Below are 15,549 nucleotides of genomic sequence, written 5' to 3'. Positions count from 1 at the left end.
TGAGGAATACAAATGAGTGAAATTAAAGTTTCGGTTATAATGCCAGTATATAATGCAGAAACATATTTAGAAGAAGCTATTGAATGCTTAATATGTCAGACATTAAAAGAAATAGAAATTATTTGTGTAGATGATGGTTCGACGGATCGTTCATTGGAAATTTTGGAAGAATATTCAAAAAGAGACGATAGAATCAAAATTTTACATCAAAGAAATTTATATGCTGGAGTTGCAAGAAATAATGGATTGAAACAAGCAAATGGAGAATTTGTTATATTCCTTGATTCGGACGATTTGTTTGAAAGAGGACTATTGGAAAAAACATATAAACAAGGGAAAAAAGTAAATGCAGATATAGTTTTGTTTGGAGGGGAGTGTTTTAATGTAGATAATGGAGAACATAAAGAAAGACCGGATTTTTTGCGGAAAGAGTATATAGGAGATAAGTCAGTATTTTCACGAAAGGATATACCGGAAAAGATATTTAATATTACGACACCGTGTCCATGGACAAAATTATATAGTAGAAAATTTATTGAAAGAGAAAAATTGCAGTTTCAGGAATTGCAGCATACAAATGATGCTTTTTTTGTATTATTATCGTTAGCGTTAGCGAATAAAATTACATATATAGATGAGGTTTTAATAAGTTATAGAATTGGACAAAAGAATAATCTTCAAAGTGTAAAAAGTAAAAATCCAGAAATGTTTTTTGAAGCATATGAGCAAGTGTTTGATGCGCTGAATGAAAAAGGAATTTATGAAGAGGTAAAGAAAAGTTTTATAGAGGTTACTTTAGCTGGATGTGTTTATAATATAAATTCAGTTAAAACAAAAGAGGCAAAAGTGAAAATATATCAAGAGATGCAGCAAGAACATTTTACAAGGATGAATTTGTTGGAACAAGAAGAAACGTTTTATTCTAATTTAGAACATCTGTATCAATGCAAAGGAACTAAGTATATTTTAGAATGCATTGAAAAAAGAAATAGAAATTATGAAGAAAATAAGTTGACACTTTTATTAAAAAATGAAGAAAAAAATATTCCAAAAGTTTCAGTTGTTATACCAGTGTATAATACGGAAAATTATTTGAAAGAATGTTTGAATAGTATTATGAATCAAACGTTAGATGAAATTGAAATTATATGTATTAATGATGGTTCAAAGGATAATTCGTTGGAACTGTTGTTAGAAGCGGCAAGTAAAGACCATAGAATATCAGTATATACACAGAAAAATTCGGGACTCTCGGTCACTCGTAATAGGGGCGCTGAATTGGCAAATGGAAAATATATTTATTTTATGGACAGCGATGATATTTTAGATAAAAATGCACTTTATAAGTTGTTTTTTAGAGCTGAAAAAGATTCGCTTGATATGATATGCTTTGATGGCCGGAGCTTTGTTGATGATGATTTAGAAGGAACGGTTAGTGCGGCAATAGACTATTATATAAGAAGCGCAAAATATAATGGTGTGTATACAGGAGTAGAATTATTATCTTTAATGCAAAAAAATGGGGATTATCGGACAAGTGTTCCGCTTCAAATGGTAAAAAAGTCATTTTTAGAAGAAAATAACATACATTTTGTAAACGGAATTCTTCATGAGGATAATTTATATACATATCAATGTATGATAATGGCAAAAAGAGTAGTACATATGCCAAATCAATTTTTTAATAGGCGTTATAGAAGTAATTCTATTATGACGACACGGACCACATTTGAACATTCATATGGATTGTTTTCTTGCTATATATATATGGTTCTTTTTTTGAATGATAAATTTATAAATGAATTGTGTTTGGAAAGTGTACTCGAATTGCAAAAAAACGTATTAGGAGAAGCAAGAAACGGATTTTTAAAGTTATCTCGAGAGGAACAATTTGCAGTAGAAGGACTTGAATTAAAAGAAAAGAATCTATTTAAATTATATATTGTGGATTGGTGCGCGCAGAAGTGGAGTGCTGACTGTATAAAACAAAATATTGATCAAGAAATTCAAAAAGCAATAGAGAATGTAAAAAATACAATTACATTTAAAATTGGGAAAAGCATTATGTTTCTACCAGGTAAAATAAAAAGAATAATAAAGGGATATTAAAATGAAAAACTCAAAAATATCGGCTTTTTTGAAAAAATACATAGTACTATTTATTTTGTTATGTGCAGTATTTACTTTTTTGAAAACAATAATATATATACTTCCAAATGAACCAATTCAGAAGAATATAAGGAATTCTATGGAACAGATAAATGAAGAGGGAGTATATCCAAGAATGTTTTATTCTGGAAAAGATAGTGCAGCACAACGTTTAGATAATTATTCAGAGGCTATTTATTTAAATGTAGCATATGCTTCGAATCAAAAGAATGTATTAAATTTAGCGATGGGAGATTATAGAGCGTCTTTCAAAGGAATGAATCCTCTGGAAGCATTAAATCAATTAATTTTGAGTGATGGAAATGAGAAAGTTTCATATAGAGACTATGCTAGGCATTGGATGGGGAGTGAGGTGTTTATTCGTCCATTGTTGATGTTTTTTACATTACCTCAAATTAGATTGATTTACCAGGCCGTATTTATAATTTTGATTTTTTGTACTTGCCGAATTAGTGAGAAAACATTTGGTAAAAAAATTGGATTTTCTCTTTTGATGGCTTTATTGTCGGTGAATATGATTGTTTTATGTTCATCAAGTAATTTCCTTGGAAGCTTTTTTGTAGCATTAATAGGTATAATAGTTGTTTGCAAAAAAGACTATGATGAATCGGCTACAATGTTCGTTGTAGGTGGAGTGACTAGCTTTTTGGATTTATTAGTGACGCCAATGGCATCATATACATTAGTTATGAATATGTTATTGATAAAGAGAGATGTTAAACATGAAAATGAACAGATAAAAGACAAGTTTGTCTTTTTGTTAAAGTGTAGTGCTTCTTGGTGTATAGGATATCTTGGCTTGTGGATGAGTAAATGGATTTTATCATCAATTATCCTAAGAAAAAATATTATTTTAGATGCTTATTTGGAAACAAAGAAATATGGAATACAATCATCTGAGTATGATATGAAAAGCGGCAGAGATGTATTAGAGCTTATTTCAAAAGAGATAAAGCAAATATTTCCAATAAACTTAATTGCTTGGAATTCATTGTTTGGAAAAATATTGATTATGATGCTCATTTGTATTTTGTTGTTTTTGTTATATAGAATTTTCAAGGAAAAACCGAAATATGTATTTTGTTTATTAGTAGGATGTGCTCCGTATGTATGGTTTTTAGCATGTCCGGGGTATTCTTGGGTTCATTTTTGGTTTACATATCGTTCGCAAGTAGGAACAGTGTTTGCATTTGTGTTCGTTTGTTTTAATGTGTTTTTTATAAAAAATAATAAAAGTGAAATATTACAAGAAACACATACGTGAAGATAAGGAGAGCGATATGGATAAAATAGCAGTATTAATCCCATGTTTTAATGAGTCTCAAACGATAGAAAAAGTAGTTTCCGATTGGAAAAGGGAGCTTCCGGAAGCTGTTATATATGTGTATGATAATAATTCTAGTGACAATACAGCTGATTTAGCAACCAAAGCAGGAGCTGTGGTTAGGCATGAGTATTCACAAGGAAAGGGAAATGTCATACGACGGATGTTTAGAGAGATTGATGCTCAATGTTACATCATGGTTGATGGAGATGATACCTATCCAGCGGAATACGGAAAACAAATGGCAAATTTGGTGCTCAAAAAAAGAACGGATATGGTGGTAGGAGACCGTTTATCATCTACATATTTTGATGAAAATAAGCGTCCATTTCATAATTTTGGAAATTGTATTGTTAGAGGTTCTATTAATCGACTTTTTAAAACGGATATCAGAGATATTATGACAGGATACAGGGCATTTAGTTATTTGTTTGTTAAAAGTTTTCCGGTTCTGTCAAAAGGTTTTGAAATTGAAACAGAAATGACGATCCATGCAGTAGATAAAAATATGCGGATTGAAAATGTAATTATTGAATATAGGGATAGACCAGAGGGAAGCGAATCAAAACTTAATACATATTCGGATGGATTTAAAGTATTAAAAACGATTGGAAAACTGTATAAAAACTATCATCCACTGGGATTCTTTGGAAGAATTTCTACGATATTAATTTTAGCTTCAGCACTCCTGTTTCTTCCGATTGCTATTAAATTTCTTCAAACGGGGTTTGTCCCTAATTTTCCGACATTAATTGTTTCTGGTTTTATAGCCGTGACAGCAATTATATCTTATTTTGCAGGATTAATATTGGAAACGTTGACAGAGAAAGAACGACAAGAGTTTGAATTTCGATTGCAAGTAATTGAAAATTTGGAGAAAAGCATAAAGAATATAGACTTCAAATGAAATTAATTGTAAAAAAGAAGAGGCAATAGAAAATGAAAAAATTTGAAGATTTAAAAATCGCAGTAGCTGGCACAGGATATGTAGGTTTATCGATTGCAACTCTTTTGGCGCAGCATCATAAGGTAATGGCAGTTGATATTGTTCCAGAAAAAGTAGAGTTGATTAATAGGGGAAAATCACCAATCCAGGATGAATACATAGAAAAATATCTGGCAGAAGAAAAATTGAATCTTACAGCAACGCTTGATGCAAAAGAGGCATATAGTAACGCGGATTATGTGGTTATTGCTGCGCCAACAAATTATGATTCAAAAACACATTATTTTGACACGTCAGCAGTTGAAGCTGTCATTGAGCTGGTTATGAAATATAATCCGGATGCAATTATGGTTATCAAGAGTACCATTCCGGTTGGATATACAACCTCTGTTCGTGAAAAGTTTAATTGTAAAAATATAATTTTTAGTCCGGAGTTTCTTCGAGAAAGTAAAGCCTTATATGATAATTTATATCCAAGCCGTATTATTGTTGGAACAGATTTGAAGGATGATCGGTTAAAGAAAGCAGCACAGCAATTCGCAGAACTTCTGCAGGAAGGTGCAATTAAAGAAAATATCGATACCTTGATTATGGGCTTTACCGAAGCGGAGGCTGTGAAACTTTTTGCAAATACCTATTTAGCACTGCGCGTGGCGTATTTTAATGAACTGGATACATATGCGGAAAGTAAAGGATTGAATACACAGCAGATTATAGATGGAGTGTGTCTGGATCCCAGAATTGGCAACCAATATAACAACCCTAGTTTTGGGTATGGAGGCTATTGTCTGCCGAAGGATACAAAGCAGTTGCTGGCAAATTATGCGGACGTTCCAGAAAATTTGATTGAAGCGATCGTAGAGAGCAACCGGACCCGGAAGGATTTTATTGCCGACCAGGTATTGAAATTAGCCGGATATTATGGATATGAGGATGATAACGAATTCGAAGAAGAGAAAGAAAAGAATGTGACTATCGGAGTTTACCGGTTGACAATGAAAAGTAATAGCGACAATTTCAGACAGAGCTCGATTCAGGGAGTTATGAAAAGGATTAAAGCAAAAGGGGCAAAGGTGATCGTATATGAGCCGACTTTAAAGGATGGAGAGACATTTTTTGGGTCACTCGTTGTAAATGATCTGAGTAAATTCAAACAATTAAGCCAGGCGATTGTAGCAAATCGCTATGACAGTTCGCTGGATGATGTGAAAGAAAAGGTTTATACAAGAGATATTTTCCAAAGGGACTAGAAAAGTATTTATTGCACAAGGAGAGCATGGATGTGCACAGCATATAAAGAAAGAAAAAAGATTGATTTTAACAGATATCCTGAGCTGGAGGCATTTATAATGTGTGCTTTGATTGCCGGAATCATTATGATCCCGGCAATGATTTTAAATCATGGATATTTTGCACTGTCAAATGATTTTTCGGCAGAGGAAATTCCGTTTGGAATGCTGATGAACAGGGCAATCAAGTCGGGAGAAACTTGGAGCTGGGGAATTGATTTGGGAGGAAATCTACTAGAATCATTTGGCTTTTATAATATTGGAAGTGTATTTTACTGGATTTCCCTTTTGTTCCCGGCAGAATTGTATCCACGGGTAATAGGATGGCTATTTATATTAAAGATTGCGGTCGCAGGATATTCATCTGCATTGTGGATGAAAAGATACTTACATAAAAAAGATGCTATATTGATAGGCGCGATGTTATATGCATTTTCGGGAGCACAATGTATTAATATTGTTTTTTATCATTTCCAGGATGTGATAGCGTTGTTCCCATTTATGCTGGCTGCCTTGGACAAAATGATATTGGATAAAAAGAAGGGATGTTTTGCACTGGCATGTGCCGTGAATTTGTTATGTAATCCGATATTTTTCTGGGGCACTACCTGCTTTACAGTTTTATATTATATTTTCCGTTTTTTACTTCCAAATTTGCGTGAAAAAGGACAGATAAAAAATATTTTAACTTGTTTCTGGGAAGGAATTTTGGGATGCCTGATTTCGGGTGTGATTGTAGTTCCGACATTTTTGTCCATGATGGGAAATAAGCGGGCAACTGCTGTTTTACCAATATCGGACTGGTTTTTAATGACGGTAAAAGAATGGCTGATTGAAGTAGGGGCTTTCTTTTTTCCAGCGGAATCAATGGATTCATATTCTGCAATTGTGTCTAATGACTGGGGAAGCTGGGGAATTTACTTACCATTGTTCGGATTGGCTTTTGTATTGACATATATTTTTCATGAGAAAAATTGGCTGAGTTCTTTGATTAAATGTTGTTTTGTAATGGCAGTGATTCCAATTTTGAATAGCGTATTTATAGCATTTTCACCAGATAGATATGGAAGATGGCTGTTTATGTTTTCCTTACTTTTGTCTTTGGCAACGGCCGTAGTTTGTGAAAAAGCGGATAAATATAGAGATTCTTTAAAATATGGATTGATAATTTCTATGGGTGTCATTTTGACGTTTACAATAGCGCTATGCTGCTTAAAACGGATACATTATGACGGTATAGAAATTTTTCGGATTCACCGATTTGTGCTTAATATAATGAGTGCTGTTTTGGGAGTGGTGGTGCTTGCAGCCATAATCAAAAACAAGCGTAGCGAGTGCACAAAAATATATAAAGGTGCTACTATCTTTTTTAGTGTATGTTTGTTGGGAGTAAGTGTTTTTGATTATCAGAATGGGGCGCTGGATAATACTGGGATAAATTTCCGTATTGAATCAAATCAGTATTCTAAAAATGTTTCTACTTATTTGACGGAGATTCCATCACTTTTGAAAAGGAATGTATTGCCCTACAGATATTATTTTGATGAGGGAATTGGATATACATACTATAATCTTAGTATGACAAATGAACTCCCATCAACGAATTCTTTTATAAGTACGTGCCATTCTTCTGTTTTTGATTTTTATCGTGCGCTTGGAATCAACAGAGGAAATATGTCTCCGGCTGGTCCGGTCGGAATGCAGGAATTATTGGGTGCCAGATATATCGTTACGATGAAAAAATTAAGCAATCTGAAATTGATAAAGCATATAAAGAATGCGAATAATCAAGATTTTTATATATATGCAAATCAAGCGGCGCTTCCGATGGGAACTTTATATGATTCATATATAACAAAGTCAGAATTTAACAAAGTTTCTGCGGAACTACGGGCTTTGGTCATGCTTCATACTTTAGTAATTGAAGATCAGGATGTAGAAAAAGTAGAGAAACAATTAAAACATGCGCCGGAATATATTGAATTGGCGGGGGAGGAGCTGCTAAAAAGAACGATACAAAATAAAAATCCTAATTCTAATTTTGAAACTAAAAAAAATACTTTAAATATTAGACTGGAAGCCGATAAGAAAGAATTTGCATTTTATAGCATACCGTATGATCGCTTTTGGAAAGTAAAGGTCAATGGATATGATGCAGAAATGTATAATTGCAATGGGTTAATAGCAATACCAGTTGAAAAAGGAGAAAATATAATAGAGTTTCGATACGAATATACACCCTTTAAAGTTGGAATATCTTTAAGTGCAGTAGGCTGTGTTTTATTTGCTTTATACGATCGCTTGCAAAAAAATGTGAAGCAAAAAGAAAGTAGTGAAAATAATGAAAAATAAACCTGTTTTATATATAATAATCCCTTGCTATAATGAAGAAAAAGTGCTTCCTATTACGGCGCCGTTGTTCAAACAGGAAATAATGAAATTAATCAATAGAAACATTATATCAGTTAAGAGTAAAATTATGTTTGTGAATGACGGAAGTAAAGATCAAACATGGAATATTTTATGTGAATTGGCAAAGAAAGATGATTGCTTTCTTGGTATATCACAAAGCCGTAATAGAGGACATCAAAATGCTGTTTTAGCAGGTTTGATGGAATCAAAGGATCAATGTGATATTACAATATCGATTGATTGTGATGGTCAGGATGATATCAATGCCATGGATTCTATGGTAGAAGAATATTTAAAAGGAAATGAAATCGTATATGGTGTGAGAAGCAGGCGGGATACAGACACTTTTTTCAAAAGGTTTACAGCGGAGTCTTTTTATAAGCTATTAAATTGGATGGGAGTGGAGGTCATTTATAATCATGCGGACTATCGTCTGATATCTTCCCGGGTTCTTCAGGAGTTTGCAAATTATAAAGAGGTAAATATTTTTTTAAGAGGAATGGTTCCCCTGGTTGGATTTAAAAGTACGATCGTATATTATGAAAGGCATGAGAGAATTGCAGGTGAGAGCCATTATCCTCTAAGTAAAATGCTTTCGCTGGCTTTTGATGGCATTACGAGTCTTAGCATTAAGCCGATTCGAATGATAACGGGAGTTGGTTTTGTTATTGCTGTATTAAGTTTTATCGGAGTGCTTTGGTCGTTTGTGGAGTATTTTATCGGAGAAACCGTAAATGGATGGGCAAGTATGACAAGTTTAATATGTTTTATAGGAGGTGTCCAACTGCTTTGTCTTGGTATTTTGGGTGAATATATTGGAAAGATATACTTAGAAGTGAAAGCCAGACCTCGCTATATTATTAGTGATAGAACGTATACTAAGACAACTATCTGTGAGGAAGAGAATAAATAACTTACTAAGATATAGAGAAATTCTATGGAGGAAAAAATGAACACAACCCTCATCATCATGGCTGCCGGCATCGGTTCCCGTTTCGGAACCGGTATCAAGCAGCTTGCGAAAATGGCTCCCAACGGGGAGATTATCATGGATTTTTCAATTTATGATGCGAAAGAAGCGGGATTTACAAAGGTTGTCTTTGTGATTCGCAAGGCAATTGAGAAAGAATTCAAAGAAGTGATCGGAAACCGATTGTCTAAGGTCATGCCGGTCGAGTATGTTTATCAGGAGTTGGAGGATCTGCCAGAAGGATATGAGGTTCCAGCGGGGCGTGTGAAACCTTGGGGTACAGGACAGGCGATCCTGGCTTGTAAGGATATCGTGAAAGAGCCGTTTGTGATTATCAATGCAGACGACTATTATGGAAAGGAAGCATTTGTCAAGCTGCATGATTTTCTGGTTTCGGGAAAACATGAGGACGGAAAGATAGCTCTGGCGATGGCGGGATTTTCTCTGAAAAATACTTTGAGTGAGAATGGCGCTGTGACCAGAGGCGTCTGTGTGGCGGATGATACAGGTCATCTTGAAAAAGTAATTGAGACAACCGGGATTCAGAAGATAGACGGCAAGATTCGGTGCGATAATGCAGAAGTAGAAGGCTGGATTACACCAGACACGATGGTTTCGATGAATATGTGGGCGGGATATCCGGATTTTTTACAATATATTAGGGAAGGTTTTCCTAGATTTCTAGATCAACTAGGTGAATATCCAGAGAAAAAGGAATACCTCCTTCCGAATATCGTAGCGGAATTGCTGGAAAAAGAAGCGGCTTCAGTTAAGGTACTTTCTACATCGGATAAATGGATTGGAATTACTTATAAGGAAGACATTGAGCCAGCGCAGGAAAGTTTTAGTCAGATGATAACGGCTGGATGCTATCCGGAAAATTTATGGATATAATTAAAGAAGCAGAATTGTTACGAAAGGGAAGAAGTAGATTGTGGCAAGTTGGTTGTTTTACATAGCGGTCTTTTTGAAACAATTTTATATTTTTCCAAGCGGCAATCTTGGGATTGCAGATCTGTTTTTCGCGGCTGCCTGTGCGATGACATTTTATGGAGCATGGAAGAACCGGACAAAATTATTTTACAGGGAAGATATCCCATGGGTTATTTTTCTGATTTTTGTCGCTATCATTAATGGAATCTATTTTATCCGGACTTCCAATCGGGAGTTCCCGCTGCATACGATGTATTGGATTTATTCCGCGTGTCTGATATGGATGTTCCGGACATTGTATTCAGATGGCTTTATGCGTGGTTTGTGCTGGATTTGCCGCATCAATATGGTATTTCAGCTGCTTGTTCTGTTCTCTGGGCGTGGGCGTTATTTCCATGAATCCTGGGGTGGTGCCCGGTTTATGGGAACCTTCAATGATCCGAACCAGTTTGCATTTTTTATCTTTACCATGATGCTGGTACTTTTTATGGGGGATCGGCGGAAAGCGATTTATACGGCGAAAACACGTATCGGCTTCTGGGGAATGTTTCTGTTGGGAGTGTTTTTGATAGGAAAGGCAAAATCAACGGGGATGTTTGTCGGTCTGCTTGTATTCTTTTGTGTGCTTATCGGACAGCTTTTCTGGGACAGATGCTGCCATTCAAAGCGGAAAAAGCTGTGGTGGATAGGCGGCGCGGTTTTTGTGGTGCTGTTGGCTGTTGGGGTATATAGGATCCTGCCGGGGGCTGATTTTGAAGTTTCTCAGACGAGCTACACGCTTTTTTCGCGGATTCAGCAGAAACTCTGGAAATTGGCAAATGGCAATCTTTATGATTTGCTTTACGATCGAAGTGCAGAACGCTTGGTATTGGAACCGCAGTATTTATTATATGGGGCAGGAGAGGGCTTTTTTGAGCGGTTTATTCCACATGATGGGTTTGAACAGCTGCTGAGCCCGGGCGTGTTTGATGTGTTTCATGTGAATGAAATTCATTCGAGTTTTTTTGATGTCTGGTTTTCGTATGGTATCATTCCAACAGCGGTGCTTGTATATTGGATTGTACGAAATGTGATTCGATGCGATCGGGCACAGCGTGCGGCAGTGCTGGCATTGTTGGCGGAAAGTTTTACGCTGATGAATTGCAGACAGCCATTTTTCTGGTTTTTGATTGTGATGGCGGGGATGAGCGGACGGGAAATGTGTGTGGATGAAAGAGCGACTGAGGAGTAAAAACTCAGCCGTTCTTTTTTATAAAGTGACCGCTTTGCTGGAATTGCTATTTTCATAGAATAGCATATGTAAGGGGAGGATGCAAGAAGAAAAGAAGTTGAAAAATAGATTGGGTAAATCTTTGCAAATTCTTTTTTGAAATGCTACAATACAAGAAAAATCTTTGTAAAGAGAAGTGAGAATTTATGATATTTTTAAAGCTAAAATATTATTTCAATAAATTCAAAATCTGCATCTATATATGTGGAGTCATTCTTGTCCTGTTTATGTTTGTGACATTGTTAAGACAAGTGAATCTGTTCACGCGAGCAGATTCTCAAACCCTATTAGGTATAATCGGAACATTGCTTGGAGCAGTTGTCGGTGCTGTTTTTTCATTGCTTGGGTCTATATGGGTCAATACACAGCAGCGAAAAGAAGAATTGAATAGGAAAAGAGCGCAGGAGATTTATCGACCGCTTTATGATGAACTTGTAAACATCCATAGAAACATATTGAAAGAAAATCCATATCCTTCTCTTATTGAATTCAGGACGGGGCATCAGACGATGAAACCGCATCCACAGTATGCTGAATGGCGGAAGATAGAATTGGACAGCCGTTATCTTCAGATCCCGGCGGAGTTGAAGAGACAAATGGATCGCCTGTTTGGGGCGCTGGCTGGTTATTTGACGAAACGAAAAGGGGCATCGGATGAAGTGAAGAGAATTCTTGATTCTGTTTTAGAGGAATTCAAACTGCCACCTTGCAGAATAGAAAATTTTGGAAGTGTGGTATTAGGGGATGTTATGAGTGGTAAAAGGAAGGGAATTTATGGAGAGAGTATGTATTTTATGGAAGAGGATGTGCCGGATGAAGCTGTCATAAAAAAAGTAAATGAACGCTTTTATGAGGTGGCGGATGAAAGCATAATTTTGAAGGACATGAAGGATGTTTATAATGGCTGGATGCGGGAAGAAGAGATGGCAATTAAAATATTGGAGTTGCTGATTCGGATGGCTGAGAAGTAGAGGAACGTTTTGAATGATGATCTTGTCATTCAAACTATCAAATGTTAATATTAATCATATAAATATGATTAATATTATGAACAGGCAAAGCAACAGCTTCGAAAGGAGTGTGTCAATATGGGGATTTTTGTGAATTCGGATAATTCAGCGTTTCAAGTTGCGTTGAATTCGGAAATCTATATTGATAAAACAGGTTTGTTGACGTATACCAATAAGGTGATGAATACATTGCAGGGATATATTTGCAATAGCCGTCCCAGAAGGTTCGGAAAGTCGATTACGGCGGATATGCTGACAGCGTATTACAGTAAGGGCTGCGATTCAGGGAATATGTTTTCTGGACTTGAAATTAGTCAGAGCCCGGATTTCAAGGAACATCTAAACCGATATGATGTGATTCACTGGGATATCCAGTGGTGTATAGGAGCTGCTGGGGGTGCCGACAGGGTTGTATCGTATATTACAGAGAAAACGATTGAGGAATTAAGAAAATATTATTCAGAAGCAATACCGAGTGACACGTGTTCGCTTCCAGAAGCACTGTCATTTATTTGTAATGCAACGAAGAATAAGTTTGTTGTAATTATTGATGAGTGGGATGTTCTGATTCGTGATATGGCGGCGAATTCGAAAATTCAGGATGAATATATAAGTTTCCTGAGGGGATTGTTTAAGGGAACGGAACCGACCAAGTATATTCAACTTGCTTATTTGACGGGCATTCTTCCTATTAAAAAAGAGAAAACCCAGTCGGCACTGAACAATTTTGACGAATTTACGATGTTGAGCGCGGGTCGCTTGTCTCCGTATATTGGATTTACGGAGGCGGAGGTGAAAGAACTTTCAGAACGCTATCAGGTGGAATTTGATAAGGTAAAGGCGTGGTATGATGGATATGTTCTAAAAAATTGTCAGGTTTATAATCCCAAAGCAGTTGTGAGTGTCATGCTAGATGGTGAATTTAAGAGCTATTGGTCGGAAACCGCGTCTTATGAGGCGATTGTGCCGCTCATTAATATGGATTATGACGGATTGAAAACGGCAATTATCGAAATGCTGTCTGGAGTTGAAGTGAAGGTAGATACATCAACATTTGGAAATGATATTTCGAATATTCAGAGTAAAGACGATGTGCTGACATATATGATTCATTTGGGGTATTTAGGCTATGATCAGACGAAAAAGATGGCGTTTGTTCCGAATGAAGAAATTCGGCAGGAGTTGACTAAGGCGGTAGAAAGTAAACGCTGGAATGAGATGTTTCTGTTTCAGCAAGAGTCGGAGAGGTTGTTGGATGCAACATTGGATTTGGATGAGGAAGTAGTAGCATCACAGATCGGGAAGATTCATGATGAATATGTATCTGTTATTCAATATCATAATGAAAATTCTTTGAGCAGTGTTCTCGCGATTGCTTATCTGAGTTCGATGCAATATTATTTTAAACCAGTTCGGGAACTACCGACAGGACGTGGATTTGCGGATTTTGTATTTATACCAAAACCAGAGTACAAGAATGATTATCCGGCGCTGGTAATTGAACTTAAATGGAATCAGAATGCACAGACTGCGCTGCAGCAAATCAAAGAAAAGAACTATCCAGAATCGATTTTAAATTATATGGGAAATATTTTATTGGTTGGAATTAATTACGATAAGGTAAGTAAGGAACATACGTGTCGAATTGAAGCATATGGAAAAAATTAATGTATATTTTTGACATAGTAAAAACTATCGTTATATACAGCAATGGCTAAAAGTCCGTCCCACAAACTTTTAGCCATTTTCATTTAAATAAATAACCTCTCTATCTTTAAGAATCCTTCCCTTTCTGCAATCTCGTCAATTCTCTCCAAATCGTCAAAAGCATCGTTCCAAAGCAGGCAATTCCGCCGACAAAGTTGGAAATCGGTTCGGCGGCGAATACGCCGTTGGTGCCCATTCCGAACATACCTGGCAGCAGGATTGTCAGCGGAACGACGATGATTACTTTTCGGAAAATAGAGAAAAAGATCGCTTTTTTGGATTTGCCCAGACCGACGAAAATCGACTGTCCGGAGAATTGGAGCGACATCATAAAGAATCCGAAAAAGTATAAGCGGATCGCCGGAATACCTGCTGCGATGAGTTCGGCATCCTGGTTAAAAATGCGGATAAAGAATGCCGGGAAACCATCGACGATCAGCCAGATACCGGTCGTATATAAAATTGCAATAAAAGAGGTAAAGACGATCGCCTTTTTAACGCGTCCGTATTCTTTTGCCCCATAATTGAAACCGAGCACCGGCTGGGCGCTGTGGGTGACGCCGGTTACCGGAAGCGTTGCAATTTCACGGATGGAGTTGATAACGGTCATAACGCCGACGTAGAGATCGCCGCCGTATACCTGTAAGGTCGCATTGCACATGATCTGGACGGTGCAGTTTGTGATCGACATTGTGAAACCGGAAAGTCCGAGACCGACGATTTTCCGGACTCTCTGCGCGGAAAGACGCATGGAAGAACGTCTCAGTTTCAGAATTGTTTTGTCACTGGTTAAAAACCGCAGAATCCAGATAGCGGAGAGAAGCTGCGACAGGATGGTGGCGAGCGCCGCGCCGCGGATTCCCATGTGAAGCACAAAGATAAAAATCGGGTCGAGCAGGATATTGGCGGCAGCGCCTAAAAGGACGGTCATCATGCCGATGCGCCCGAAGCCCTGTGAATTGATGAACGAGTTCATGCCAAGTCCGACCATCACGAACAGGCTGCCGAGCAGATAGATCGTAATGTAAGCATTCGCATATGGATAAGTAGCGTCGCTGGCGCCGAACAGATACAGCATTGGTTTGCGGAATATCAGGCAGAGAAGGGTCAGAAGCACACCTGAAATGAACATCATGGAGAAAGAATTTCCCATGATTGCCTCGGCTTCTTTGATATCCCCGCGCCCGCGTTCGATCGAGCAGAGCGGTGCACCGCCCATGCCAAACAGATTGGCAAATGCGATGACAAGCGTGATGATTGGCAGCGAAAGCCCGATGCCGGTCAAAGATAGAGTGGCGTGATCGGGAATGCGCCCGATATAGATGCGGTCGACGATGTTGTACAGGACGTTGATAAGCTGCGCCAGCGTCATCGGGATTGCGAGATTCATGATATTTTTAACGATACTTCCTTTGGAGAAATCGTTCTGTGTATTGGGATTACTCATACAAACTCCTTTTTTCTTGCGTTTGGATACAACCTGATATTATAATAAAGTAAAAGAAATTTGTCCAGAGAG

The 15,549-nt window shown here is 37.1% G+C and carries 11 protein-coding genes; 10 read left to right on the top strand and 1 reads right to left on the bottom strand.

Annotated elements, in window-relative coordinates:
• The first annotated feature begins 12 nt into the window (after positions 1 to 12).
• The 10 genes from DXC57_RS02275 (at position 13) to DXC57_RS02230 (ending at position 13,991) form a co-directional block, all read left to right on the top strand.
• Positions 13 to 2,109, top strand: a complete 2,097-nt coding sequence (locus DXC57_RS02275; protein ID WP_118472838.1) for a glycosyltransferase — start codon at positions 13 to 15, stop codon at positions 2,107 to 2,109.
• A 139-nt stretch (positions 2,110 to 2,248) separates the two neighbouring features.
• Positions 2,249 to 3,433 (top strand): hypothetical protein, encoded by a 1,185-nt coding sequence (locus DXC57_RS02270; RefSeq protein WP_147354068.1) that lies wholly within the window; start codon positions 2,249 to 2,251, stop codon positions 3,431 to 3,433.
• Between the two features lie 16 nt (positions 3,434 to 3,449).
• Positions 3,450 to 4,400: a glycosyltransferase family 2 protein gene (locus DXC57_RS02265; RefSeq protein WP_118472836.1), complete on the top strand. Its 951-nt coding sequence runs from the start codon at positions 3,450 to 3,452 to the stop codon at positions 4,398 to 4,400.
• A 32-nt stretch (positions 4,401 to 4,432) separates the two neighbouring features.
• Positions 4,433 to 5,689 carry a nucleotide sugar dehydrogenase gene (locus DXC57_RS02260; RefSeq protein ID WP_118472835.1) on the top strand — a complete coding sequence of 419 codons (1,257 nt, stop codon included), beginning with the start codon at positions 4,433 to 4,435 and terminating at the stop codon, positions 5,687 to 5,689.
• Positions 5,690 to 5,719: 30 nt separating this feature from the next.
• Positions 5,720 to 8,080, top strand: a complete 2,361-nt coding sequence (locus DXC57_RS02255; RefSeq protein ID WP_118472834.1) for a YfhO family protein — start codon at positions 5,720 to 5,722, stop codon at positions 8,078 to 8,080.
• Positions 8,070 to 9,053, top strand: coding sequence for a glycosyltransferase family 2 protein (locus DXC57_RS02250; RefSeq protein ID WP_118472833.1), 984 nt, complete (start codon positions 8,070 to 8,072; stop codon positions 9,051 to 9,053). The genes DXC57_RS02255 and DXC57_RS02250 overlap by 11 nt, the downstream gene beginning before the upstream one ends.
• Before the next feature lie 36 nt (positions 9,054 to 9,089).
• On the top strand, positions 9,090 to 10,004 hold the full coding sequence (locus DXC57_RS02245; RefSeq protein WP_118472881.1) for a sugar phosphate nucleotidyltransferase: 915 nt from the start codon (positions 9,090 to 9,092) through the stop codon (positions 10,002 to 10,004).
• 40 nt (positions 10,005 to 10,044) lie between these two features.
• Positions 10,045 to 11,274, top strand: a complete 1,230-nt coding sequence (locus tag DXC57_RS02240; RefSeq protein WP_243017833.1) for a hypothetical protein — start codon at positions 10,045 to 10,047, stop codon at positions 11,272 to 11,274.
• A 185-nt stretch (positions 11,275 to 11,459) separates the two neighbouring features.
• Positions 11,460 to 12,284, top strand: coding sequence for a hypothetical protein (locus DXC57_RS02235; RefSeq protein WP_118472831.1), 825 nt, complete (start codon positions 11,460 to 11,462; stop codon positions 12,282 to 12,284).
• A 117-nt stretch (positions 12,285 to 12,401) separates the two neighbouring features.
• Positions 12,402 to 13,991 carry an AAA family ATPase gene (locus DXC57_RS02230; protein WP_118472830.1) on the top strand — a complete coding sequence of 530 codons (1,590 nt, stop codon included), beginning with the start codon at positions 12,402 to 12,404 and terminating at the stop codon, positions 13,989 to 13,991.
• Positions 13,992 to 14,097: 106 nt separating this feature from the next.
• Here the strand turns inward: DXC57_RS02230 and DXC57_RS02225 are convergent, their stop codons facing one another.
• Positions 14,098 to 15,477, bottom strand: a complete 1,380-nt coding sequence (locus tag DXC57_RS02225) for an MATE family efflux transporter (RefSeq protein WP_118472829.1) — start codon at positions 15,475 to 15,477, stop codon at positions 14,098 to 14,100.
• Positions 15,478 to 15,549 lie beyond the last annotated feature (72 nt).

The sequence above is a fragment of the Clostridium sp. TF06-15AC genome (assembly GCF_003481165.1).
Lineage (GTDB): Bacteria > Bacillota > Clostridia > Lachnospirales > Lachnospiraceae > Otoolea > Otoolea fessa.
Note: the sequence above shows the minus strand (reverse complement) of the source record. Positions and strands in the feature narration are given on the sequence as shown.